At 31.7% G+C, this 25,631-nt stretch carries 27 protein-coding genes and 3 pseudogenes; 11 read left to right on the top strand and 19 right to left on the bottom strand.

Going from position 1 to position 25,631, the window contains the following annotated elements; translation table 11 throughout:
- Nucleotides 1–19: 19 nt before the first annotated feature.
- The 4 genes from JX287_RS00420 to JX287_RS00405 all read right to left on the bottom strand — a co-directional run bounded on the left by JX287_RS00420 (nt 20) and on the right by JX287_RS00405 (nt 2,723).
- A complete protein-coding gene (locus JX287_RS00420; protein ID WP_204641271.1) occupies nt 20–724 on the bottom strand; it encodes a GntR family transcriptional regulator in 705 nt (234 codons plus the stop codon).
- Nucleotides 725–956: 232 nt separating this feature from the next.
- The gene (locus JX287_RS00415) at nt 957–1,568 is read right to left on the bottom strand and encodes a Fic/DOC family protein (protein WP_204641270.1); all 612 of its coding nucleotides are present in this window, start codon (nt 1,566–1,568) and stop codon (nt 957–959) included.
- Nucleotides 1,561–1,743, bottom strand: coding sequence for a hypothetical protein (locus tag JX287_RS00410; RefSeq protein WP_204641269.1), 183 nt, complete (start codon nt 1,741–1,743; stop codon nt 1,561–1,563). Before JX287_RS00410 ends, JX287_RS00415 begins: the two co-directional genes overlap by 8 nt.
- A gap of 116 nt (nt 1,744–1,859) precedes the next feature.
- The gene (locus JX287_RS00405) at nt 1,860–2,723 is read right to left on the bottom strand and encodes an ROK family protein (protein WP_204641268.1); all 864 of its coding nucleotides are present in this window, start codon (nt 2,721–2,723) and stop codon (nt 1,860–1,862) included.
- A 197-nt stretch (nt 2,724–2,920) separates the two neighbouring features.
- On the opposite strand from JX287_RS00405, the gene manA reads away from it, so the two are divergent.
- The 4 genes from manA (at nt 2,921) to JX287_RS00385 (ending at nt 7,803) form a co-directional block, all read left to right on the top strand.
- Nucleotides 2,921–3,868 carry a mannose-6-phosphate isomerase, class I gene (gene manA / locus JX287_RS00400; RefSeq protein ID WP_204641267.1) on the top strand — a complete coding sequence of 316 codons (948 nt, stop codon included), beginning with the start codon at nt 2,921–2,923 and terminating at the stop codon, nt 3,866–3,868.
- A gap of 370 nt (nt 3,869–4,238) precedes the next feature.
- Nucleotides 4,239–5,117: an N-acetylneuraminate lyase gene (locus JX287_RS00395; protein ID WP_204641266.1), complete on the top strand. Its 879-nt coding sequence runs from the start codon at nt 4,239–4,241 to the stop codon at nt 5,115–5,117.
- A 139-nt stretch (nt 5,118–5,256) separates the two neighbouring features.
- A complete protein-coding gene (locus JX287_RS00390) occupies nt 5,257–6,810 on the top strand; it encodes a sodium:solute symporter (protein WP_204641265.1) in 1,554 nt (517 codons plus the stop codon).
- Nucleotides 6,811–6,990: 180 nt separating this feature from the next.
- Nucleotides 6,991–7,803: an acetylxylan esterase gene (locus JX287_RS00385; RefSeq protein WP_204641264.1), complete on the top strand. Its 813-nt coding sequence runs from the start codon at nt 6,991–6,993 to the stop codon at nt 7,801–7,803.
- 121 nt (nt 7,804–7,924) lie between these two features.
- On the opposite strand, the gene JX287_RS00380 is transcribed toward JX287_RS00385, so the two are convergent.
- On the bottom strand, nt 7,925–8,503 hold the full coding sequence (locus JX287_RS00380) for a TlpA family protein disulfide reductase (protein WP_204641263.1): 579 nt from the start codon (nt 8,501–8,503) through the stop codon (nt 7,925–7,927).
- A 29-nt stretch (nt 8,504–8,532) separates the two neighbouring features.
- Entirely contained in the window at nt 8,533–9,261 is a 729-nt protein-coding gene (locus tag JX287_RS00375; RefSeq protein ID WP_204641262.1) for a cytochrome c biogenesis CcdA family protein, read from the bottom strand.
- Between the two features lie 340 nt (nt 9,262–9,601).
- On the opposite strand from JX287_RS00375, the gene JX287_RS00370 reads away from it, so the two are divergent.
- On the top strand, nt 9,602–10,600 hold the full coding sequence (locus JX287_RS00370; protein WP_204641261.1) for a LysM peptidoglycan-binding domain-containing protein: 999 nt from the start codon (nt 9,602–9,604) through the stop codon (nt 10,598–10,600).
- A 177-nt stretch (nt 10,601–10,777) separates the two neighbouring features.
- Here JX287_RS00370 and JX287_RS09095 read toward each other — a convergent pair whose 3' ends face one another.
- The 12 genes and pseudogenes from JX287_RS09095 to JX287_RS00315 form a co-directional block, all read right to left on the bottom strand.
- Nucleotides 10,778–11,047, bottom strand: coding sequence for an IS30 family transposase (locus JX287_RS09095; RefSeq protein ID WP_204641260.1), 270 nt, complete (start codon nt 11,045–11,047; stop codon nt 10,778–10,780).
- Complete coding sequence (locus tag JX287_RS09090; protein WP_204641259.1) at nt 11,001–11,213, bottom strand: hypothetical protein; 213 nt, start codon at nt 11,211–11,213, stop codon at nt 11,001–11,003. The genes JX287_RS09095 and JX287_RS09090 overlap by 47 nt, the downstream gene beginning before the upstream one ends.
- 202 nt (nt 11,214–11,415) lie before the next feature.
- A pseudogene (locus tag JX287_RS09085) lies at nt 11,416–11,622 on the bottom strand (IS3 family transposase); the annotation flags it as partial.
- Between the two features lie 15 nt (nt 11,623–11,637).
- The gene (locus JX287_RS00350) at nt 11,638–12,075 is read right to left on the bottom strand and encodes a DDE-type integrase/transposase/recombinase (protein ID WP_204641258.1); all 438 of its coding nucleotides are present in this window, start codon (nt 12,073–12,075) and stop codon (nt 11,638–11,640) included.
- A 200-nt stretch (nt 12,076–12,275) separates the two neighbouring features.
- Nucleotides 12,276–12,563 (bottom strand): transposase, encoded by a 288-nt coding sequence (locus JX287_RS00345; protein ID WP_204641257.1) that lies wholly within the window; start codon nt 12,561–12,563, stop codon nt 12,276–12,278.
- A gap of 112 nt (nt 12,564–12,675) precedes the next feature.
- On the bottom strand, nt 12,676–12,870 hold the full coding sequence (locus JX287_RS00340; protein ID WP_239650292.1) for a hypothetical protein: 195 nt from the start codon (nt 12,868–12,870) through the stop codon (nt 12,676–12,678).
- A 170-nt stretch (nt 12,871–13,040) separates the two neighbouring features.
- A pseudogene (locus JX287_RS09080) lies at nt 13,041–13,847 on the bottom strand (mucin-binding protein); the annotation flags it as partial.
- Between the two features lie 2,049 nt (nt 13,848–15,896).
- Nucleotides 15,897–16,004 (bottom strand): annotated as a pseudogene (locus JX287_RS09075) (YSIRK-type signal peptide-containing protein); the annotation flags it as partial.
- A 615-nt stretch (nt 16,005–16,619) separates the two neighbouring features.
- Nucleotides 16,620–17,294 (bottom strand): CHAP domain-containing protein, encoded by a 675-nt coding sequence (locus JX287_RS00330; protein ID WP_204641255.1) that lies wholly within the window; start codon nt 17,292–17,294, stop codon nt 16,620–16,622.
- A gap of 24 nt (nt 17,295–17,318) precedes the next feature.
- Entirely contained in the window at nt 17,319–17,480 is a 162-nt protein-coding gene (locus JX287_RS00325) for a YvrJ family protein (RefSeq protein ID WP_155801239.1), read from the bottom strand.
- A 40-nt stretch (nt 17,481–17,520) separates the two neighbouring features.
- The gene (locus tag JX287_RS00320; RefSeq protein WP_204641254.1) at nt 17,521–17,733 is read right to left on the bottom strand and encodes a DUF2922 domain-containing protein; all 213 of its coding nucleotides are present in this window, start codon (nt 17,731–17,733) and stop codon (nt 17,521–17,523) included.
- 20 nt (nt 17,734–17,753) lie between these two features.
- Complete coding sequence (locus tag JX287_RS00315) at nt 17,754–17,948, bottom strand: hypothetical protein (RefSeq protein ID WP_204641253.1); 195 nt, start codon at nt 17,946–17,948, stop codon at nt 17,754–17,756.
- Between the two features lie 223 nt (nt 17,949–18,171).
- Here JX287_RS00315 and JX287_RS00310 point away from each other — a divergent pair, with 223 nt between their 5' ends.
- From JX287_RS00310 to JX287_RS00285, 6 genes are all read left to right on the top strand, one after another.
- The gene (locus JX287_RS00310; RefSeq protein WP_204641252.1) at nt 18,172–18,747 is read left to right on the top strand and encodes a hypothetical protein; all 576 of its coding nucleotides are present in this window, start codon (nt 18,172–18,174) and stop codon (nt 18,745–18,747) included.
- A gap of 142 nt (nt 18,748–18,889) precedes the next feature.
- Entirely contained in the window at nt 18,890–19,498 is a 609-nt protein-coding gene (locus JX287_RS00305) for a sarcalumenin (protein WP_239650291.1), read from the top strand.
- Between the two features lie 99 nt (nt 19,499–19,597).
- Nucleotides 19,598–20,728, top strand: a complete 1,131-nt coding sequence (locus tag JX287_RS00300; RefSeq protein WP_204641250.1) for a tRNA(Met) cytidine acetate ligase — start codon at nt 19,598–19,600, stop codon at nt 20,726–20,728.
- 434 nt (nt 20,729–21,162) lie between these two features.
- Nucleotides 21,163–21,420 (top strand): hypothetical protein, encoded by a 258-nt coding sequence (locus JX287_RS00295; RefSeq protein WP_204641249.1) that lies wholly within the window; start codon nt 21,163–21,165, stop codon nt 21,418–21,420.
- Between the two features lie 3 nt (nt 21,421–21,423).
- Nucleotides 21,424–21,741: a hypothetical protein gene (locus JX287_RS00290; RefSeq protein WP_204641248.1), complete on the top strand. Its 318-nt coding sequence runs from the start codon at nt 21,424–21,426 to the stop codon at nt 21,739–21,741.
- Nucleotides 21,659–22,105, top strand: a complete 447-nt coding sequence (locus JX287_RS00285; protein WP_204641247.1) for an IS30 family transposase — start codon at nt 21,659–21,661, stop codon at nt 22,103–22,105. Before JX287_RS00290 ends, JX287_RS00285 begins: the two co-directional genes overlap by 83 nt.
- 427 nt (nt 22,106–22,532) lie before the next feature.
- Here JX287_RS00285 and JX287_RS00280 read toward each other — a convergent pair.
- A partial coding sequence (locus JX287_RS00280) for a YhgE/Pip family protein (protein ID WP_204641246.1) occupies nt 22,533–25,631 on the bottom strand: 3,099 nt, incomplete at its 5' end.

Below are 25,631 nucleotides of genomic sequence, written 5' to 3'. Positions count from 1 at the left end.
AGTTAACTCCAATCAGAGCTTAATCTTTAATGGTTAAGCTGTAGTATTTATAATTTATATATATTTTTACATATTCGAAAATTTTGCCATCACCGAAGTAAGTGTACCTATCGAATTCAAAACATGGTTCATCGTCTTTTGCGATAAATTTGGCAACTTCTTCAGGAGTATCAACTATAACGTTCATAATTTTTTTAGATTTTTCTTGGTGAATATCTATACGATATTTTTTTCTAATCATAGTCGCAAGCTCTTTAAAACTATCTATATCATTAATATTGACATCAGGTAAATATTTAATTGGAATATAGTTTGTTTGATGAGCCCATGCGATATTACCGATATATTTTATACGGGCAACTTTTAGAAGTTTTTGATTTTTTAATTTTAGTTTTGCACAAAGCTCTTTATCTTGAATAATTTCAGCTTCGATAACTTCAGAGTGTTCAGATACTGATTCTTTAAAGTGTTTGTGGAAGTTGTTATTTTCTGTAACTAAAACTTTTTTGTTAACTAATGTTTTATTCACGAAACTTCCTTTACCTTGAACTCTAAAAATATACCCAGCAGATTCTAGTTCGTTAAGAACACGTACTGCAGTAGTACTACTAACATTATATATTTCTTTTATCTCTTTTTCTGTATAGAGTTGTTCACCTTCTTTAAAAATACCCGTTTGTATCTTTAAAATGATGTCATTTATAATCTTTTCGTATTTTTTCAAGTTGATCCCTCCTTGGCTAATTTATATAAAACTAGGTTTATTAAAATTTAATGTGTTAACTTAAATTTATATTATCACTTATCATGAACTTTGTAAAGAAAAATTTTTAATAATATTAGAAAAAATTTAAACGGTTGCATAAGTTGGAATATTAGAACTAGAGAGATATTGATGAAAAAACAAAGCCCCTCCTTACTTTTTAGGTAAAGAGGGGATAAGTTTTAATAACCTATTATATTTTTTTTAGGATATTGTCAAATAGAATTTTTAATTTAGTTTTATCACTGTATACAGTGCCGTCCATATAGAGGTTGTATATATTATCATCTGTTCCAACATTAATTATAGCTTCGTAATTCTTCATTAACGCCAAGACACGAATTACCTCTCTTTGGGTACGTCCATTTCCTTCTCTAAACGGATGAAAGTAATTAAGGTTATCTAAAATATTAGCTAGTTCACTAGAAATTTCTTCTTTGCTATGAGCATTTCTGTGATAATTTGAAATTAAGTAATTAATATAGTTCTCAGCTGTAGGAAAAGATTGAATAGGGATAAAGGGTTTATTATTTTTAGAAATATTAACTTTTCTATATTGTCCAGCCCACCAATATATGTCTGAGAATAAAAATTTATGTATTTTATAAATATCAGATATAGAATGAACTAAGATAGGTTGAAGGTATAATTCTAGTATTTTGTTAGCCACTAGAGAGTATTCTTTCTTTTTTAACGATTCTAATGATTTTTCATTAAATTTGTTTATAAGGATATTAGTGTCTGGATAGGTATAGATATTATCATAATCTATATATGTATATTCTTCGTATTTATTTCTACTCATGTTTTTTTGAAATTGAAGTAAGTTTATTCTTTAATTCGAGAACATCGTTGGATGACGGTGTCCATCCTTCAATGATGTTTGTACTAAGGGCATACCAGACACTTTTAAAATCTTTAATATTATCAAATTTAATTCCCATGATAGTTAGTTCATTTTCGTTTAGGTCTAAATTCATAACAATGTCTCCTTAATAATGTTTTTCACTTTTATTATATATTATTAGCTATTGAAATACAATAGAAACAAGCCCCTCCTTACTTTTTAGGTAAAGAGGGGATAAGTTTTAATATTTTATTTTTCTACAAATGGGCTGATAGCTCCGTATAGAGCTGCATCGTTTCCTAATTCAGCTGCTAGGAATTTAGTTTGGTTATTTTCGATTGGGTGTAGTTCACGTACTTTAGCTTCAAGTTTATTTAATAAGTAATCACCTTGAGCAGATACGGCACCACCGATTACGATGTATTTTGGATCTAAGATACATAGTAAGTTAACGATACCACGAGCAAGCTCGAATAACCATTCGTCTAGCACTTTTAATGCAGTTGTATCTTCACGTTTACAAAGGTCGAAGAATTCGATAACGCTTAGCCCTTCGTACATTTCAGCTTTAATTTTTCTATCTAATGCGATAGTAGAAGCACGTTGTTCGTATGTAGTTTTAGTATCGAAGTCATAAACAGATTGTCCGATTTCTCCAACACCGAAGTTAGATCCGAAAGGAAGGCTGTTTAAGTAGTAAGCACCACCGATTCCAGTTCCTAAAGCCATACAGAATACTTCATCTAGCCCTTTAGCTCCACCAAGCCATTGTTCACCAAGTAGAGCACAGTTAACGTCGTTGTCAGCATATACTGGAATACCTAGTCTATCTCCAAAGTCACGTTTGAAGTTAGTTCCAAGGTAGTTTTTAATAGTTGGAGCGGCACGGATTACTTCCATGTGTACATTATCGATAACTCCTGCTGCAGAAATTCCTGCTGCAGAGAAGTTGTAAGTTTCACGGATTTTGCTTGCTATTCTGAACATCTCATCAGTAATTTTTACAGTTACGTTGTCAGGTGTTTTACAAGTTTCGTAGTGAATGATTTTGTAGTTGTCATCAAACACAGCAAATTTTATACTTGTCCCACCAATATCAATTCCTAAATACATATTATACCTACTTTCTAAATAAAGACATATCAATCTTTGATTTTTGTTAATTTTTTTAAATTTCTTTACAACGATATATTACCATAAAAACGGTTTTTTGAAAATAAGTTATTGAAAAAAATATAGGGCATCTGCTATATAAAGTAGTCTACTTGGTGTATAATTAAATCGTAGTTATATAATATAAGGAGAAGAAAATGGGTAAAATTATATTTTTAGAGCCTGTATTTTGTGAAAGAATATGGGGAGGACGCAATTTAGAAAGTTTTAATTTTTCTATTCCACAAGGAAATATTGGAGAAGCATGGGTAATTGCAGCTCATGATAATGGAAGTTCAAAAATAATAAATGGACAATTAGCGGGATTAACATTAAAAGAGGCTTACGAGAAACAACCTACGTTATTTACAGAAAAAACTTACGATAAGTTTCCATTATTGATTAAAATCTTAGATGCTAGTGATAATTTGTCAGTTCAAGTACATCCTGAAGATGACTATGCGCGAGTAAATGAGAATGGAGAGCTAGGTAAGACTGAGTGTTGGTATGTGTTAGATGCTAAAGAAGGTGCAAAATTAGTATATGGACACACTGCTAAAACAAAAGAAGAGTTCAATAGTAAAATAGATGCTGAACAATGGAATGAATTATTTATTGAGGAAAGTGTAAAAGCAGGGGATTTCTTCTATATTCCAGCAGGGACCCTTCATGCGATTGGAGAAGGAATCTTAATTTATGAAGTGCAACAAAACTCTGATACAACATATAGAGTTTACGATTATGATCGTGTTGATAAAGAGGGAAATGCTCGTGAACTGCATATAGAAAAAACAAAAGATGTAACCAAAGTTCCTTTTGAAAAAGTCCAACTAGAGCAAGAAGTTTACGAAGTTGGAAATATAAAAGTAACCCAACTTGCAGAAGAAAGATACTTTGGTGTTTATAAAATCGAAGTATCAGGAGAGGCAGAATTAACAAAAAACGATACAGGGAATTTATTCACAGTGTTAGAAGGTCAAGGTCGTATTAAGGTAGAAGATACTGTGTATGATATTAAAAAAGGAGATAGTTTTATTTTGACAACCCAATGTAGCGATTGTCTGTTAGATGGAGATATGCTGCTTATAGGAAGTTACGATAGATAATTACCCTTAATCATAGAATAGAGAAAAGTGATGGCAAGGAGATGTTTGTCATTGCTTTTTATTATGTCTAATTAACGTCAGAGGGGAGTTGATATAAAGAGTTAAAGTATTTTAATGTATTAAATAATTGACTTCTATATTGCGATGAGAGATAAATACCTAAAAGGCGATTTATGGAAGTGAAGTAATAGTGGATACTACTTTATCAATATAAGGTGCCAAAGGTTTTCAAAAAATATTTTAATTTTCTTTTTTTCTATTGACAAACTGTAGAAAACGTTTTACAATATAAGTGTATTAAAATTTAATGTGTTAAATAAATGCACGAAATTAAAATTAAAATAAAAACAAATATACGGAGGTTATAACAATGAAAGATTTAAAAGGAATTTACTCGGCTTTACTGATTCCATTTGATGAAAATGGTGAGGTTAAAGAAGAAGGATTAAGACAAGTTATTGAGCACAACATTAACGTAAGTAAAGTTGATGGATTATATGTTAATGGAAGTAGTGGGGAAAACTTCTTATTAAACACTGCTCAAAAAAAACAAATCTTTAAATTTGTAAAAGAAGTAGTAGGGGACAGAGTTAAACTTATCGCTCAAGTAGGATCATTAGATTTAAATGAAGCGGTAGAATTAGCTAAATACGCTACAGAATTAGGATATGATTCATTATCAGCAGTTACTCCATTCTACTACCCACTATCATTTAACGAAATTAAACACTACTACAAAACAATCATTGATGCTACAGATAACAGCATGATTCTTTACTACATCCCATTCTTAACAGGGGTTAAAATTAGTTTAGATCAATTCTCTGAATTATTCGAAGATGAAAAAGTTATCGGGGTTAAATATACTGCTGCAGACTTCTATCAATTAGAAAGATTCAGAAGAAGATTCCCTGACAAACTTATCTGGTCAGGATTCGATGAAATGTTAGTTCAAGCTGCAATTACTGGAGTAGACGGAGCTATCGGTTCTACATACAATGTTAATGGGCAAAGAAGTAAAGAAATCTTCAGACTTGCTAAAGAAGGTAAAGTTGCAGAAGCTTATGAACTTCAACACGAAGCAAATGATGTAATTGAAAAAGTTCTAGAATTAGGATTATACCAAACACTTAAAGAAATCCTTAAAGTTAAAGGTATTGATGCAGGAACTTGTAAAAAACCTATGAAATCATTCGATCCAGCTAAATTAGCTGAAGTTGAAAAATTAGTTAAAGATTATAACCTATAATTTTTAATAATAAGGGGTATATTAGAGGTAAAATTAGGGGCCAGGAAAGAGGAGCAAAGCTCCTCCTTCCTAAATAGAAAAATCTTTCTATAACAAAAAATATTATTAAACAAAAACAGCAAAATAGGAGGGGAGTACCATGGACAAAATAGGATTTGGTACACTTAATAGTATAGTATTAGGAATTTACTTAATAGCTATGCTAGGTATAGGGGTGTATTTCACTAAAAAAGCAGGTGAAAGCACGGACGAATTCTTTAAAGCTGGTGGGAATATTCCATCTTGGGCAGTAGGATTCTCAATTTATGCAACAACATTATCAGCCATTACATTTATGGCGACACCGGAAAAAGCATTCAACGGAGACTGGACATATGCAGCAGGGAACTTTTCAATTATCGCGATTATTCCGATATTAATTCACTACTATGTTCCATTCTTTAGAAAATTAAATGTAACGACAGCGTATGAATATTTAGAAGAACGTTTTAATCCTAGTGTACGTGTAGTAGGAAGTGTGTTATTCTCACTATTCCATATTGGACGTGTAGCTATCGTTATTTATTTACCAACAGTTGCGATTACATCAGTATCGACACTTAATCCATTCTTAGTGTGTGCGGTAATCGGATTACTTTGTGTAGTTTACTCATTCTTAGGAGGGGTAGAAGGGGTTATTTGGACAGACGTTATCCAAGGTATTATTTTACTTGGAGGAGCTGTTTTAGTAATCATCTTAGGAGCTTACCACGTAGGTGGATTCGGACACATTACTCAAGATGCTTTAGCAAATGGTAAAATTGTAACTGCTGAGAAATTTAATTGGTCATTAACTGCATCTACTATTCCAATCATCTTTATTGGATCAGTATTTAACAGTTTACAACAATACACAGCTTCTCAAGACGTAGTTCAACGTTATAGTACTACTGAATCAGTAGAAGAAACTAATAAATCACTTTGGACTAACGGATTATTAGCATTCATCTCTATTCCAATTTTCTATGGAATGGGAACAGTTCTTTACAGCTTCTACAAAGGTAGCCACGCTGTAACTAAATTACCAGACTTCATGAACGCTGAAGTAGTAGGTAAAGCAGCTAACACAACAGCTTTAGTACCTTACTTCATCTTAACAGCATTACCAGCTGGTATCGCTGGATTAGTTATCGCAGCTATTTTAGCAGCTGCTCAATCAACTATCGCATCAAGCTTAAACTCAATTTCTGCTTGTATCACAGTTGATATTAAACAACGTTTCTTCGGACTAAGTAAAGATGCTAAACAAGACGTTCTATTAGCTCGTGTTATCATTATTGTAGCAGGTGTACTTGGAACAATTGCAGCATTATACTTTGTTAACACTAACCAAAAAGAAACTTGGGATTTATTCCTTAAATATATCGGACTTCTAGGAGTGCCTTTAGCTGGTACATTTGCACTTGGTATCTTTACTAAACGTGCAAACGGAGCAGGAGCACTATTAGGATTATTAGTAGCAGGTGTTGTATGTTGGTACATCCAAGACTTTACAACTTATGCTAAACAAAGTCCATTTATCTTCTCAGGATTCTCATTCTTAAGTGCATTAGTATTCGGATATGTTTGTAGTTTCTTCTTCAAATCTACTAAAAATATCACTGGACTTACTATTCACACTAAAGATCAAGAATACGTAAAAGAAGAAAAATAATAAGCAAAGACCTTAAATAAAATATAACAAACTTACGAAGAACAAACCTCGATGTAAAAGTCGGGGATTGTTCTTTTTATGATAGTTTATTAGAGTTTTGAGACAATGAGTTAGGATACTGTCTTTCTAAATCTTGTTGAGGTATAATTGTATTGAAATACGGGGTAGGAAGGTGAGAGAATGAAATTAGAGAGAGAACGAAAAGTAGATTATAAGGTTAGTATTTTAAAAGATTATGCAGAGATGCAATTATTGTCGATTGAATTTGATGCCATAGATAATTCAAAAATTCATACCGAACTTGTTGTGAAAAAAGATAATAACAAAGGACTAATATTAGAAATTCCAGATTATGAGGAAGTACCGAGTAGTGAGGTGAATCTCATGAAATATTGTGCCTTGGGTTATGGGTGTGCGACACTTCATGTTAGGGGAGATAGAGGAAGAAGTGAAAATAAGCAACCAGCTTCAATATATTCTCCATTTTTAAATAATAATAGTGAGGATAATTTATATTATAATTATGCGTATCAAGATGGGATAGATTTAGTGGATATACTTAAGAAGGAGTTTCCCAATTTCCAAGTGACTATCGTTGCTAAAGGACAAGGAGCAGCTATAGGAATTGTCGCAGCAGCGGTAGGTAAGAAAGTTCAAAATTTGGTCATTTCAAATGTTCAAAATGTAGATTTTAGATATATTTTTGATAATAATCTTGATGTAGGAGTTTATGATGGTATTCGAGAATATAATCGTAATTATCCTGAAAAAGAGGACTACTTATTAGAGATGTTAGAAAAAATTGATGTGTTAAATTATGCAGAGGATGTTGAAACGGAGATTTATTTTGGTTATTCGAGTTTAGATGATGAGCGAAATATTGTTATTCATAAGAAGCTAGCTAATTTATTTAAACGAAAAAGAGTTGTTGTTTTCGATTGCGAAGAGAAAAATCTTCATGAGAAGTTATTGGAAGAGTGGTTGATGAGTTAAGTTGGAGTATGACCTAGCAATGAGTCTTTGTATAAAATAAAATCCGAATCTAATAATTACATGGTCTTATAGAAAATTAATCTATAGATGTGTATAAATAAATTAGATTCGGATATTTTTATTATTTAAGTTTTTCTATTTCTTTTGTTAGTGATTCTTCAGTAACAGCCCCAGCAATTCTAGTTTCAAAAGTACCATCACTATTAATTAAAATGTGGGTAGGGAATGAACGAATTGCGTAGTTTATGATGAAGCGATCGTTAACATCGAAAAGAACAGGATAAGTTGCACCAAGTTCTTTTGCTTTTTTAAGAATTACATCTTTACTTTTATCTTGTGGACTTTGGTTTTTAAATTCCGCATCATTAGGTGAAGTCATTGATAGAAAGACGATATCTTTATTATCTTTATATTTTTGATAAACTTTTTCTAATTCTGGAATTTCTCTCATACAAGGTCCACACCAGCTTGCCCACATGTTAATATAGACTTTTTTACCTTTAAAATCACTAAGTTTTACAGTTTTTTCATCTTTATCCATTGCTGTAAAATCAAAAGCTTGAGTAGCTTTAGTTTCACTAGATGAAGATGTAGAAGTTTGTTTATTTGTCTCTTCTTTCTTTTCAGAAGAACTTGAGCATGCACTTAAAATAAGAGCACTACTAAGAAGAGTTGCGCTAAGTATTGTCAATTTTTTCATATTAATTTCCTCCAATTCAAGTTACAAGTTTAAGCGAAATATCTAGTTAATGCGATAAATGATCCACTTAGGATTAGTATACCTATTAAAATAAGGATGATTCCTGAGATAACTTGTGTATATTTTAGAATGTTTGTATGTTTTTTGAATAGGTCTAATAATTTTGAAGCGAAGAATGCTACAAGGATGAATGGTAAGATAAATCCTAAGCAATAAGCAAGAATTAGAAGAACACTCATTATTCCAGTGTGACTAGATGCATATAAGAAAACACTAGCTAAGATTGGTCCAATACATGGAGTCCAAGAAAAGCTAAAGGTGAATCCCATTAGAAAAGCAAGAATAGGAGTAGTTTTATTTCCTTTTCTCTTAACTTTATTTTTTATTGAAAATTCTTGTTTTAAAAATCCTATCTTGAAGATGCCTAGTTGTAATAGTCCCATAAAAATAATTAAGACACCACTAACAATTTGTAAAGTTTTAATATTTTCGTTTAAGAAAATACTGATAAAACTAGTTGCAAAAGCTAGGATGAAGAAAGTTGAACAAATACCAAGTACGAATGATAGTGTATTTGTAATAGTGTTACGTTTATTAAAGACTAGTTCTCCGTGTTCATTCATTTCTTTTTTTCCAGCAAGAATACCGATATAGATTGGCAATATAGGTATTACGCAAGGAGAAAGAAAAGATAAAAGTCCTTCTAAAAAGACAAGGCCCATCTTTAAGGCAGAACTAGCTGTATTAAAATCTGTCATATAACCTCCCTGAAAATTAAATTTAAAATTACAGATTTACTATATTATAAAAACGTTTTAAATGCAATTAAATTGCTTGCAATCAAAGGGAATGTTACGAGTATAATATAATGTAACAGAGAGTTATCGTTATTGTTACAAAACTGTTACAGGTATTGAAAAACGAGTGTATTCAATATATAATGATATTACGTCAAGTTTATAAATCAATCGAAGTGATTCGAAGTGAAGTTAAGACGTTAGAAATTAAAAATGTAAAATTAGAAAACAGAAATTTAAATAGAACTTAGTAGAAAATGAGTCGCTTGACTCGAACTTAATTTTAAGGAGATTAGAATAGATGAGTAAATTACAAAAATTAGTAGCCGCTACGGCAATCGTATCAACAGTAGGTGTTGGTTTATCACAAATCGCTGATGCAGATACATATACAGTAAAAAAAGGTGATACTCTTTGGGATATCGCAATCAACAACGGAACAACTGTTGATCAACTTATGCAAGATAACAACTTAACAAGTTCATTAATTTTCCCTGGGGATAAATTAACTTACAATACAACAGTAGCTCAAGTAGCTCAAGCTAAAGAAGAAGGTTACTACACAGTAGTATTAGGAGATACTTTAGGAAAAATCTCTAATAGATTTGGTGTTTCAGTAGATCAACTTGTTAAATTAAACAACATTGACAATCCTAACTTAATTTATGTTGGAACAGTATTAAAAGTAAGTGAAAATGCAGCAGCTAAAGCTGAAGTAACAGTAGCTAAAGCAACTGTAGTAGAAAACACTACAGAAAAAACAGTAGCTAAAGTAGACCCAGTTCAAACTGTGCCTGCCAAACCAGCAGTAACAGCAGTAGCTACACCAAAAGTAGAAGTTAAAAAAGAAACTCCAGCAGCAGCGCCAAAAGCAGAAGTTAAGAAAGAAACAACAGTAGCAACAGCAGCACCAAGTGTAGCAGCAAAACCAGTGGCTCCAGTTGCAGTGGCAACTACTCAAGTGGCTTCTTCAAACAAAGGAGCAGCAATTTACCAAGCAGCATTAGCTCAATTAGGTAGATACCAAGACTGTACAATGCTAGTAACAAATGCTCTTAAAGCAGTAGGAATTAACTTCCACGATTGGCCAATAGGATACATGAGTTTAGGGACTGTAGTTCCAGCATCACAAGCTCAACCTGGAGATTTAATCTACTATGCAAATGGTGGATTAGGAATGGCTCACATCGCAGTTTATGCTGGTAACGGTCAAGCAGTTCACGGTGGATGGTTAGGTAATCAAACAGTACTTAACTCTGCAAACGTAGCTGGTGGAGCAGTATACATCCGAGTTAAATAATTAAAAGAAATGTAATAAAAAGTGATTGGAATTTTCCAATCGCTTTTTAATTTGGAAATTTTCGGCTGTATAATATATATGTTGATAGGGAATTATAGATAGAAAATATTTTATTATTTTCACTATAAACATATATATTATCGTTCTAGCTTCCTTATCAAAAGCTTCATTGGCTCTTTAATAACCTAGTATTTTCCTAGGGAGATTATTTATTCTATCTACTATATTCTCAACGTATTGTCTATCATAATCATCTATAGACGTTCCTTTGGGTATAAACTGTCTTATCAATTTATTAAAGTTCTCATTTCCACCTCTTTCAAAGGCTGAATATGGGTAAGCGAAATATACTTCTACCACGTTTGAGAAGTATTCACTTAATATTGAAAATTCAGATCCGTTATCTGTTGTTATAGATTTTATAATACCTTTTGGATATTCTTTCATCTATACTAATACCTAAGATCTTTTTATTCTCTTTTGGCTTTGTTTTACGTTTTTTTCGTTCTACTTCCTCTTTCAGATTTATATTTTTAACTTTAAGTCTACCTTCATCTATATAACGATATAGCGTATTTACGCACAATACTTCTTCTTTTGTAAATATTCCCATTGCCAATGCTCTTCCTATTACTACATCTGGTATGGACTATAGTCAAGTAAATAGATACGAAAATACGAAAATTAGTTAAGAATTTAAGTGGAATTTGTTTTATATTGAGAAGTAGGTGTGATATCCTGTGAGGAAAATGTGGCAGTGCCACTTTTCCTACATTAAGAATCACACCGATAGAGGTTCAGTGTAAAATAAATTTTTAATGTTTATAAAATGCTAATTCTTTCTCGTTAGAAGTCATAAAACCTAATGAATAATGTGGTCTTTTAAGATTATAAAATCCCTCAATATACTCAAATAAAGAAAGTTTTAATTCTCCAATTGAGTGATGATTTTTCCTATTCAACTCCTCTTTCTTTAAATATTTAAAGAAAGACTCACAACAAGTATTATTGAAAGGATATCCTTTTTTAGAAAAAGATTAAACTACGTTAAATTTATCCAGGAGTTTTCTAAAGGGGGCTGCTGTATACTGAGTACCACGGTCAGAATGAAACATAAGACCAGTAGGACAATTTCTTTTATTATAAGCGTCATTAAATGTGCTCATAATAAGGTTAGAATCAGCTTTATTGGAAATATTCCACGATATAATTTTTCTAGAAAATAAATCCATAATTATACACAAATAAAACCAAACACCATTTACTTTTATATAAGTAAAATCGTTAGCCCAAACCATATTAGGCTTAGGAGGATTAAATTCTTGTTTTAAGTGGTTACATAACTTAGTATCCTCACAGTTTTTTTTACTCGCTTTGATAAAAGGTTTAGAAGTAGACATAGTAGGGAGATTTAATTTTTGAATTAATCGATATACTCTTCCAACACTAACTTTAATACCATAATCACGTTCCAAAATATGAGTTATTTTATATGCACCAAGTCGCTTATCTTAGTTTCCATGAATTTTTAAAATAACTCTAGAAATCATTTGATTTTCTTCAATTTTAGGAGGTAAATCATTTGAGATATATTTATAGTATGTGCTTCTATTAACATTGAATACTTTGCATAAAAGTTTAATATTATGTTGATTTCTAAGGGTGAAAATAGCGTTTAATCTTTGTTTGAGTGTGGCGTGAAGATGGCAATCGCCTTTTTTAAAATTTGATTTTCTTCTTCTAATTGAGCGTTTCGTTTTTGAAGTTCTTTTATTTGTTTAGCGGTAAACACATCGCCATCTTCAGTTTTAATCTCAGAATACTGTTTCACCCATTTATTAATGGCACTTAAAGAAATACCATAATCTTTACTTAGTTGTGTTTGAGTCTTACTATTTTGGTATAGACTAACAATTAATCTTTTAAAATCTTCATCGTAGACATTTTTTGCCGTTTTAAACACTTCCTTTCTGTGTCTACTTTTTTAGTATAACTCCAACATATATTTCTCTCTTTCTTTATTATATGCAGTATTATAGCCTAATACATTTTTATTTTGTCAAAACTATACATTCTTATTTTATCATTTTCAACTTCTTATTTTTCGTTTTATGTCTTAAGACGCCTACGTCTAATGAATCGACCATTCTTTTCCATTTCCTAATAGTATCTCTAAATTTTCTAGTGGTTATTCCATTAGGTGTATCTAGATATTCTCCTCTTTCATACAACTCAACACATTTTATTTTAAATTCATAATTATAACGCATAAAAAACACCCCTTTCACTGGATTGTCCAGTAAAAGGGGCACATATCATTTCTCCGAAATCACGATTTTTGAGTCACTCCCATTTTTTGATAAGTTGTTTTTATACTGCGAGCTCGCCAAAATCTTGCTTTTTCAAAATCGTGATTTCTGAGTCATCTCCATTTTTTGAATTATTTTATTTTTCTTGGGAAGAGAATTACCATTAATATAAGTAACTCAAATAATAAAGTTATTAGCAACTCGGTATTGTTATAATTTATACCTGTTTTGGCTAGGATTTTAACTTTTGGAGTAGTTTGGGATTTACTATCGATAACTTTATTTAGGTTTCCTGGGTTTTTATTATTGTTATTGTTTTTGTTATTGTTATTGTTGTTATTATTGTTATCAGGATTTATAACATCAGGTGTTTTGTGGTAGGTAATATTTATAAATATATCTTCACTGTCAGGAGATACGACAACAGCGTCTACAGCCCCAGAAGGAGAGAATCCCTTGATATCCTTAGGAGAAAAAGTCTCAAAAGTATGCTTACCATCTTTGCTCCAAGCACCAAAAGTAACCGCATCAGTTTCAGAGTTAACAGTCTTATCTCTAGTGAAAGTCACAGTTTGAGTAATAGTTTCCATTTTACCGTCAGGATAAGTCACATTAATAATTCTAGAAACAGTTTTACTAACTTTAGAGACAGTCTCTGGGATTCTAGAGTAAGAAACTGTTACTTCTATCGTAGGATTATCTGGAATAACTTGCCCAAAACCAGCTTCGGCTTTATCAGAAGAGTACCCTTTAATAACAGGAGTCGTTACAGCGGAATATGTTTTTGCTCCACTCCATGCAGTAGGGGAACCTATGACTTTGTTAGTTACCTTATCATAAGTGACTTCACGAGAAAACGTCTTATCATCGGTAGTGACTTTATCAACGGGAGTTTTATCTCCAGCCCCACTATAGTGGATTATTTGTTTTGATTCTTTATATTCTGTTTCGACACGAGTATCGTGAACTAGGTGTACATCAACATATTGTATGTTGTTATCAGTGTTTGCTGAAAAGTTCTCTGTATCGTCTAATTTTGAAGGTAATAGAGGTTCAGAAACCAATTTATATCCTTTATCAAGGTAAGTTTTTTTGATATTATCTAAAGAAGTTTTCATGTTTTCTTTAGTTGTTTCATTAAGAACTTCATTAGATTTTCCAGAGTAGACTTTTCCATCAGATAAAGTTGTATTTGTTGTGTCATCTAGTACGCGGATATTAACTTGTTGATAGTCAGAAACAACATCAACATAACCTGTATTCGATATTGATAGTGGTTTTTCAGTAGTTCCAAAATTATAACTATATTCAATTTTATATTTTCCAGGTTTCGCTAGTGACACCTCAGAAACAGTCGTCGCTGGAACGCCGGGTGTAACGTTAGTTATTTTCAAATTAAGTTTATTTTTATCTAATTGGCGTGAATCATCTTCTGAAACTAGCCATTTAACAGTGCGTGGATCTGTAAATTGTGTTACCAGGGTTTTAGGATCCCAGCTGCCACCATCAGGAGATGCTGTAAAAATTTGCTTTTCTTTTAGTAATATTGATGGCACTACTTGGAAGTGAAGAAATTTTGCTCCTTCTTTAGCTAAAGCTTCTCTATCAGAGTCAACGCTGCCATTATTTTCTATTTTTATTCCATTGCGACCTCCGTAGATGTAAAAGTTTGCATCAATACGATCTGGATTGACAGAATACCCGTGTTTAGAAATGTTTTTTTGTGCTTTATCCAATAGAAGGAAGTAGTAAGGGCTTAAATTAGGATAAGGTACTAAATCTGGATCTTGTGATTTAACGACATAGAATCCTTTTGCATCTTCTTCGGCTTGGATTGATGACTCAGGCCTAGTATTATTATCTTTTCTTCCGAATCTAAATATTTCGTTTGATGTAGGTATAAGTTCTTGTAGTTCAGGTACATAAACCCAATTAGAACCTCCATCAACATCAACCTCTTTACGATAAACAGGATAAACATATTTACCGATGTGCTCACCTGTATTAATATCAGAGTGATGAATCATAGCTAGATTTAGATTATCGGTAACATAACCGTTGTGTCCGTTAATGAAATTATAGATAGAAAATGTATTAAGGTCACGGTTAATCTCGGTACTTGGTTTAAGTAGTTTAAGTTTAAAGTTGAAAGTAACTTCGTCGTTAGCTTTTATAGAGCCACTCTCTAAACGAATAGCTCTTAATTGTTCTCCAAAAGCAGCGTTGCCATAAGTTTGAAGATAGTCTGCTAGTGGTCGATATTCACCATTAGCATTACCGTATCTCATTTGTCCAGAATAATCTTCTCCTAATTTACTCTTAACAGCAATACCATCTTTAGAATCAATGTTTTCTTTGTCAAATACTAGATTTGCAGTACCATTTTTAAAATAATTAGGTAGTGTTAAGATTATATTTGAATTAATATCTTTATCTCCGTTTTTTAGGACGAAGTGACCACGGATTGACTCGGGATCTAGATTATCTAGATTAAGAAAAGAGTATCCTCCATATGTAGATGAATATTTTTTTCCATTTTTATCATTTGCTGTAAGATAAAATCCATATTCTCCGTTAAATTCTTTACCTTGGATAGGATTCTTGTTTGTTTTTTCCGAAATATTATGAAGAGTTTTGGTTTCGTTATTGTTTTCTGGTTGAGAGGAAGTGTCTCTTTTTCTTCTAGGTTTATGTGTGTTAGAACTATCAGCCGGCTGTTCAGAGTTAGATGCTGATGTTGTATTATCGATGTTAGTTCTAGTATTTTCTGATTTTTCTTTCGATGTCGTTAGCTCATTGTTGTTGGTAACGGCGTTAGTAGTTTGTTCGTTCGTATTATTCTTCAAGTCTGTATTATCGTGAACATCCGACGCTGACTTTTCATCATTGGGTGTTGCCGATGAAATGTTATCGGCTTGTGGAGAATTATTAGCAGGAGTGACGGTAACGCTATTATCTCTAGTGGTGTTGTTATCTTCGCTGGCTAAAGCATTTCCTCCTAAAAACATTATAGAAGCGATAGCGATAGAAGCGGTCCCTACGCTGAGTTTTCTTATTGTATATATTGTATTTTTATATTGTTCTATGTTACGCATAAATTTTTCACCTTTCAGCATAAAGTTTAGCTATATTATACGAAAAAATTTAGTAGTTTGCAATATATATATTGCAATAATCGTAGTTTAAAGATTTGTTCTTTAGTAGGAGAATGGTTGTAATTACAGTTTTAATAATGAAAAATGTGTTGAAATGATTTATTTGTCAAAGGATATTTTTCTGAAATATTCATTAAGAGATTATTTGTTAATATTATAACATAAAAGATATTTTGGCTTGATAATTTTATAGGATAGAAGAAAAAAGGTCTAATTGATGATAAATATTCTAAATTTAAGGGGAAAAGTGCGTTGATAATAATTAGGGCTTTAATAGATATAATTTATAAGAGAAGTAGCTGAAAAGGTTAGTTTAAAAATCCGTTATATACGGATTCATAGACATAGAGGGTTATTGATATTTATCTTCGTTCTGTGAAAGATTTTAATACATATAATAAGATTTTCGGGGATGACTCGACAAAATCTTGTTTTTTTTGAAATCATGATTTTTGAGTCACCCCCAATTTTTTTGATAAGTTATTTTAATTGGTTTGATTTGCTTAGTTACAGGATTTTTGATTAGTTTCTCTTAGTATAGCAAATTAGTCGTCACTACTCAAAATCTCCCCAACAGCTAGTTCGTTGCGAACCGTTATGAGTTCCAATAGCCATATAGTGGCGTTCGCCCGAATATGAGACATAACTAATCCAAACAAATCCTTCTTTAATTACATAGCTATCATAAAAGACTCGTTCGCCTTTGTGATAGACGCTAACGATTTTCCCTAGTTTGCTTGGTTTAACTCTGACATTTATTGAAGGAACCTCTACTATGAACTGCCCATTTTCGGAGATTCTAGTCCATTCTTCACTAGAATCATAGCTAGGTCTTATGAATCCAACTAGATAAGTATCATCACGGTTCATGATACGAGCGATACCTCCACGTTCTGGAGTACCATCAACATTTTGTTCTACAGAGGTAATAGTACTACCGTTTACCTCAATGACTATTCCTACATGTCCATATTTATCCCAACTTCCCCAATGCCAGATTGCTATATCTCCAGGAGCTATTTCTGCCTCCCCTTTATAGTATCTTTTCCACCCAGGAGGTATAGAGTTAGTTAGATAATCTATAGCGTTACCGTATATTTGAAAGTTTGCAAAGTTTTTTACATAGGCCATAGTAAGATCGACGCACTGTGCACCATACATACCATCCATATCAATCCATTTATATACATTATCTTTAGCCCAATTTACCATTGTTTGTTGACTTGTCATAATATTTACTCCCTTTTGTTAGTATTATTTATTGCTAATATCTAGATTTAATTTTGTTTCGATAATACGAGTAAGTTCATTTAAATTTTTTCCTATATTTTGTAGAGTATTGTCTAATTTTAATAAAAAGAATACTGCAACAAAAATAGGAAAACCTACAGTATTAATGAAATTTAATATATCCATAAAAAAAGGTGCGGAATTAACCGCACCTCCCTCCCTTCTATTATTGAAGTTCGCTTGCTTCACGTGTAACGTAAGTAGCTTTTTTGAAACCTGTAAGGGTATGTTTTTCGTTGTTAAATACTTTTGTATCAACAATTTTTTGAGCAACAGCCTCAACAGTATCTTTACTTAAGTTTTCTTTTGGATGTGATAAAGCGATGTGATAAGTTTTTTTATTCTCCGTATTAAAATAAATATTTAATTTTTTCTCCATGATATGTGTTTCCTCCTAAATTATAGTGATTCTTTAGTGTTAGTAGTAATAGTATCGATATTTTTATCGATAAGTTTTTTTAATTCTTCTCCTACTTCTTTTAAAGTGTTATCTTCAGCGTTTGTAGCAACCTCAAAGTTATAACTTTTACCAACTTGTTTTTGGTTTTTCTCTTCGCTATAGTTTAAATGTAAAACTTTTTTTAATATTTTCATTTTCAAATCTCCTTTGTAATTGTTTATTATTTGTCTTTGGCCTCTGACACTATATATAACGAATTAATTAGTTATAGTTTGTCAAAAATAATTTTTTTGATTAATAATTATTTTTAGAGAAAGTTTTAAGTAAAATTTAATTTGAATAGATTATAATAAAAAAATAGTGGAAATCTGCTAAAAATAGTATTATAATATATTAATAACGAAGGAGGGGAATATAATGAAAGATAATAGATTGTTGAAAGTATTATGGGGTATAGTATTAGCTATATTCTTATGTAGTGCGTTATTCATAGGGATAAGTTATTTTACAGGTGGAGATAGTTTAAGTAAGAAAAAGGATAATGATACTACAGATGTATCTTCATCAAAAACTAAAGACAAAGATGACTCTAAGTCTAAATCAAAAGAGAAAAGTGATGAGGAGAAATATAGAGAAAGTAAAGATTCTAATGATGGCAATAGTTCATCATCTTCAAGCTCTTCTAAATCAGAAAGCAATAAGTCAAGTGATAATAACAGAGCTGTAAGTAATAGAACAACTAGTAACAGTAACACAGCTTCAAATAGTAATAATACTGCTTCTAAGAAAGAAGAAGCAAACACTGATAATAAAGATAATAGTTCATCTTCTAGTAACACATCATCACAAGGAACATATGGAAGTTCAGCTGATGCTAAAAAATATGCTAATGATGAAATAGCTAGATTAGCAAAAGAAAATAAAAAACACTATAGTTATACTGTAGACAGAAATAACAAAGGTGAATTTGTTGTAAATATTAAAGAAGGTTAGAATTTAAAAGCACGGTCTTTAGGAATATGCTAGAGACTGTGTTTTTTGCGTAAAAAAGAGAGAATAAATATCTTTTTATTTTAGCAAAATACTATGATAAGTGGTATAATATAGAGTAAGTATGAAAGAGGATATAGAAATTATGAAAAAAAATAAAACCACTAAGATTATGCTATATAGCGGTTTATCCTGTATTATTGCGATTATTATTTTTTTAACAATTAGTTATTTTGGTAAGGAGGAATCTGTTCAGAAGAAAGATTCATCACAAAGTGAAAATAAACAAGAACAGATAGAACAAGATAAAAATAGTAAAGATAACAATCGTGATGAAGATAATAATCAGTCTACAGAGATAAAAGAAGAACAAAAATCAGAAAATAAAGATAGCGAATCTAATAATAAAGTTATACAAAACAAAGAAAAAAATATAATAAAAAATAGCGATAATGTATCTCAAAAAAATAATAGAGTACAAGATTATAAAGGGAAAAAACTATCAGAATCAGAAGGTGTTGGTACGACTGGTAAAGTATTTAATTCCCAAAAAGAAGCTTTAGATTTTGGAAAACAAGAGGTTAAGAAGTTAACTGAAGGAGATAAAAGACCTAGACAATTTTCTATAAGTAAGGTAACGGCGAAAGATGGAAGCCTAGTAGGATGGACTGTAGATATTTTTGAAGATAACAGCGTAGAGAAGATAGTCTCTAATCCGACAGAAAATACAGAAAATAATAAAAATAGAGAATAGGAAAAAGAAAGCGAGGGACTTGCTTAGTATAAAAGTATTAAGTAAAAGACTCGCTATTTTCCATGTTTTCACAAAAATAGTAAAAAGTGAGGTGGAAGTATGAGGATAGGAATAGTTGCAGAATTTAATCCGTTACACAGTGGACATAGATATTTAATAGAATGTGCAAGAGATATTGCGGATCGAAATAACGGAGAAGTTGTTTGTGTGATGAGTGAATTTTTTACACAGAGGGGAGAAGTTGCTGTTGTAGATGGCTATATTCGTGCTAAGGAAGCTGTTAGGTGTGGTTGTGATTTAGTTGTAGCACTACCTTATTTGGGTAGTGTTGCGTATGGAGATGATTTCGCTAAAAAGAGTATAGAGATATTGTCTGGTGCTGGAATAACTCATTTAATCTTTGGAACTGAAAATGAAGATGTAAGTATGTTTGAGGAGATTTACACAAAACAGCAAAACGCAAGCAGAGAAGAATATAAAAAATTATTAAAATTAGGTCTTAATCACGCGAAAATTAATAGTAGATTATATGGTTTTGAGAATAATAATCCGAATTTCAGTTTAGCATATAGTTATTACAAAGCTATTAGAGAAGCGGGACTAGAAATTCAAATGATTCCGATAAAAAGAGAAGGTCAAGGATTGAATAGCGCAGAGATGTCAGATCAAGTGCATCTTAGTGCAACTTCCATAAGAAACAATATAGATGATGAAAAGATTGAAAAGTATCTTTCGAATGAGATGTTGAGAGATTTAAAAAAAGAAAAAAAAGCATCAGAAACAGAGATATTTCCGTATTTAAAATATAAGATATTATCTCTTGGTAAATCAGAGATAGAAAAGATTTATGATATTAATGAGGGGTTAGAAAATAGAATTTACGAAGCAGCTATTAAAGCAGGAAGTTATGGTGATTTAGTAAAATTAATTGCTACGAAAAGATATAGTAATAAAAAAATTCAAAGGGTATTACTTCATATACTAACTAATACAACGAAAGAAGATTATAAAAAATATTTTTCTACTAACAATTTTAGAGTGTTAGCTGTGAAAAAGGATAGAGCAGCTGTTATTAGAGAAATCAATAGAGACGGTAAAATCATTCTTCATCCACTTTTGAATAGTAAAAATAGTTTGAACTTTGAACAAGATATTAAAGTAGCTAGAATATATGAATTACTATTTAATAACAAAGACATTTTTAGAGAAAATATACAAATAATAGATTAATTATTAAACGGAGGTTTTTTTAGAAATTCTCTGTTTTTTATTGTGGATAAAAGAAGTCCGCGTTATAGAAAATATAAATAATTCTAATTCATTATAAATAAACTTTAATTAAAATTTATGTAATTATATTACAATATTTTATAATTATACAATTTATATAGAAATTAGCAATATAAGGTATAAAAAATTTGAAAAAGGTTAAATTTTAGAGCTAAAAAGTTGTTTCTTAAAAGAAGTAAAGAAAGTGTTAGAAATATATTTAAATCATTCTCTCTATGTAATTTGAGTAAAGTAGAAATACTAAAACTAATTTTACAAGAAAATACAAAGAAAGTAAACATCTAATATTCGCAACGCGAAGAATTTTATTTAACTTGATTAAAGAAGCTGAGAAATGCAAGAAGAAAAAGCTACCTTTTGTGCCAAAACGAACTATGGTAAAAATACTGGGAGTATCACCACAAACAGTACTCAATGAAATCAAAAGAGGAACAGTTAGAACTAAACAAAAGGTTAATAGTAAAGTTAAATATAAAGAGGAGTATAGCCCAGTCTACGATCAATGTGTGTATGAAACAAATAGAATGAATAGTCGCAATAAATCAAAGTTTAACAAGGTTAAAGAGTTCATAGAATATGCAGAAAAATTGATTTTAGAAGATAAACTATCACCTGATGTAGTTATAGGATGAGCATTGATAGAGGGATTATTCACAAAAGAAGAAGTAGTGTGCGTAAATACGCTTTATCGTTATATAGATGAAGGTAGACTTAAAGTTAAAAATATAAATCTGAAAGAGAAATTGGGACGTGAAAAATGCAAAACAAACCCAAAGGAGAATAAAAAAATCTTAGGTATTAGTATAGATGAAAGACCAAACCATATTGATAAGCGTGAAGAATTTGGTCATTTTGAAATAGATACAGTACATGAAAAAAGGAGAAAGTACATGTTTACTAACCTTAACAGAAAGAAAAACAAGAAAAGGAATCGTAGTATTAATAGATTTTAAAGACAGTGAATCTGTTACATATGTATTAAATAAAATAATGGAAGAATATCAAAAAGGTATTATAAAATCTATAACAGAAGATAACGGATCTGAATTTTCAACATTAAGTAAATACTTTTCAAACGTGGTAGAAGTATATTTCGCACACCTATATTCAGCCTTCGAAAGAGGCGAGAATGAGAATTTTAATAAATTAATAAGACAGTTTATACCAAAAGGTACGTCTATAGATGATTATAATAGACAATACATTGAGAATATAGTAGATAGAATAAATAATCTCCCTAGAAAAATACTAGGTTATCAAAGAGCCAATGAAGCTTTTGATAAAGAAGCTAGAGTGATAATAAAACAATCAGCATAGGCAAAGTATAGAAAAAACCTCCACCGTTAGTCAAGGGATACTTTGTTTAAACCCTTGACTAAGATATTTGTTTTTTCTACGTGCCTATTAAGCTGATTTGTTTCAAAAAAATGAGGGGAAGTGTTATTAATCCCTAAGATTTTTACTGAAAAATTTTCTGTCTAATTTGATATTGACATTTACCGTTTTTTATTAATAGTAAATTTGTGATAAAATTATTCACGACCAATATCCTTTCTTAGTTAATTAGTTTTTACACTTTTATTATATTGGATATTTGTCTTTTTATATAAAAATTGAAATTCGGGGTTAGAATTTTTTCATGCCCCGAATTTATTATATAACCATAAATTGTGGGAGTGACTCGATGAAATCGTTTTTTGAAATCTTGATTTTTTGAGTCACCCTCATTTTTATTTATTTTGTACTATTTTGCTAAATTTACAGCAACTTTATTATTCTTGTTGTTATAAGAGATGTAAGTAATAGTTAAGAATATTATTCCTAAAACAACTAAGATTAATATAGAGTTGTTGTAAATTCCATCAGTTAAACCACCAAGAACAGCGTGTCGAACTGCCATGTCACCATAGTAAACAGGTGTGAAAGGAATTAATCCACTATATAGAGATGGTAACATTTCTTTAGGGAATAGTGGTGTAGTTAGGACGAATTGTAGAGCTACAAATCCGATACTAATAGCATTCCCAACTTTTCCGAACGTGTATGATAAGAAGTGAGTTATTATCATAAACACGATACCTGAAAGTATTAATCCTAAGAAGTACATTCCGAAGTTTTGTATTCTAAAGTCGAATAATAATTTCATCGTTACAACTTCGATAAGTGTAGCTAATACTGCGAATGTAGACATTGATGCAAGTCTTGAAGTGAATAGACTATTTGTTGATTCTCTGTATTCCGCTTTACGAGCTGGGAATAGGATGTTAAATGCCGCAGCTGCGATTAGAAGTCCGAATACTAAGAAGAATGGAGCCATTGCGTTTCCGTAGCTAGTTTCTTCTGAGATGTCGCTAATATTAGTTTTGATTGGGTTAGACATCATGTCTACGTTTTTGTCTCCAGTTTTAGCTGCTGATAGTTTATCAGCTCCGCTAGAAAGTTTATCTGCTAATAAACCAGACCCATCTTTTGCTTTATCTAATCCTGTGATTAACTCAGGAGCTTTAGCTTGCATGATTGTAAGAGCGCTGTAAAGTTTGTCGGAACCTGCTTTAGCAGTGTTAAGTCCATTAAGTAGCTCAGGAGCTTTAGCTTGCATAGCAACAAGTCCGCCGTGAAGTTTGTTAGCTCCATCTTTGGCGCTATTAACTCCATTAATTAATTCCGGAGCTTTAGCTTGCATAGCAGCAAGTCCGTTAGAAAGTTTTTCAGATCCATCTTTAGCAGTATTAACCCCGTTAATTAATTCCGGAGCTTTAGCTTGCATAGCAGCAAGTCCATTAGAAAGTTTTTCAGATCCAGCTTTCGCGGCATTAACTCCGTTAATTAACTCAGGAGCTTTAGCTTGCATAGCAGCTAAACCATTAGAAAGTTTCTCAGATCCAACTTTCGCAGCATTAACCCCGTTGATTAATTCCGGAGCTTTAGCTTGCATAACGGCTAGTCCGTTAGAAAGTTTTTCAGACCCGTCTTTAGCGCTGTTAAGTCCGTTAATTAGTTCCGGAGCTTTAGCTTTCATATCTGTTAGTCCTTGATATAATTTTTTACCACCGTTATCAAGTTCTTTAATACCGATACTTAATTCAGGAAGTTTAGCTTGTAGTTTGTTAAGTCCTGCATTGATTTTTGCATTTCCATTAACTAAAGCATCAATACCACCAGCTAACTCAGGAAGTTTCTCATGCATTATGCTGATACCACCACCTAATTTATCGAATCCTGCTTGTAGTTCTGATCCTTTAGCTGCAAGTGTTCCAACACCTTGTGCTAGTTCACCTGTAGTCATTGATGTAGTAAGGGCACTTACACCGTTAGTGTAGTTTGTTACTCCATCTTTAAGTTTTGGAGTTGCACTAGCAAGTTGGTTAAGTCCATTTGCTAAGTCCCCTGTTGTTAGAGAAGATACTGTAGCATCTACTCCACCTTTATATTGATTGAATCCTGCCATAAGGGTAGGTGTTTTTTCGTTCATTATAGTTAAACCAGCTTTTAATTGCCCACTACCAGCAGAAAGTTTACCGACAGCGTCTTTAATGCTAGAAAAACCACTAATTGTTCCTTCAAGTTGAGAAGAAAGTGTATTTACATCGAATTTATCAAGTTGAGTTTGGATGTAATTTAATCTTCCTACACGATATTTCATACTTGAATATTTTGAGTTTGCGCTAGATACTGCTGAAGAAAGTTCAGCTTTAATCTGGCTATTGTTGTTACTGCTGCTATTTTGAACAGTAGTAGTTGGTTGAGCAGCAGGTGCTGGTGTAGCAGCAACATCGTTACGAGCAGCAGCAAGGATACTTGCTTTTTGTTCAGGTGTTAATTGCATTGATGATAATGTTTGCTCCAAGTTTGCAAAGTTAGTAGTTGCAGGAGCTGGAGCAGACGCTGTTGTAGTTGTAGTAGTCGTAGTAGATTGTGTTTCTATACGATCTACGAGAGCTTTTATAGATTCTAATTGAGAACCTAATTCTGCAAAAGCACTGTTAAGTGGATTAAAATGAGTTCTATAAGTAAGTTTTAATCCTTTAAGTTTATCTAATGTTGAGTTTAGATTAGATTTCTTAGCTGCTAAAGCACTATCGCTAGGTAGGTTATCGTTTAGTGCGTTTAACCCTATGTTTAGCTTATCAGCTCCATCTACAAGTTTTGGAGTACTTTCAGAAAGTTTAGCTACTCCATCACCTAATGCCACCCCACCCGCAGTAAGTCTATTAAGATCATCTTTTTTAGCTGCAAGTCCAGAGTTGATTTGTGAAATACCGTCTGATAATCTATCGATTCCATTGTTTAATGTAGCACTTCCGACATTAAGTTTTTCTAAATCATCTTTTTTAGCTAATAATTTTTCATTAAGTGTAAGAACACCGTTAGTATATTTTAAAAGTCCAGCTTGGAATTCTTTGCTTCCGTTGTATAGAGAATTGAAACCAGAAGTAAGCATAATACTTTTAGCTTTGAATGTATCGAAACCGATAGTAAGTTTATTAGAACCTTCAGTTAGTTCATTTACACCAGAGATTAACGCGTCTTTTTTATCGTTTAATGAACTTAGACCCCCTGATAATCTTCCAGCTCCACTTTGTAATTGAGATACTCCATCACCAAGTTTAGCTCCACCTTCACTAAGGTGAGAAAGACCGTCAGTTAGACGTTTAGAACCATTAGCAAGTTCATTAATTCCATTGTTAAGTCTTTGTCCACCATCGCTAAGACGAGTTAGTCCATCGGTTAGACGTTTAGAACCATTAGCAAGTTCATTAATTCCGTTGTTAAGTCTTTGTCCACCATCGCTAAGACGAGTTAGTCCATCGGTTAGACGTTTAGAACCATTAGCAAGTTCATT

Origin of the sequence: Gemella haemolysans (assembly GCF_901873445.1) — a bacterium.
GTDB classification, from domain to species: Bacteria; Bacillota; Bacilli; order Staphylococcales; family Gemellaceae; genus Gemella; species Gemella haemolysans_C.
The sequence above is the reverse complement of the archived record's forward strand: the minus strand, read 5'-3'. Positions and strand labels throughout refer to the sequence as shown.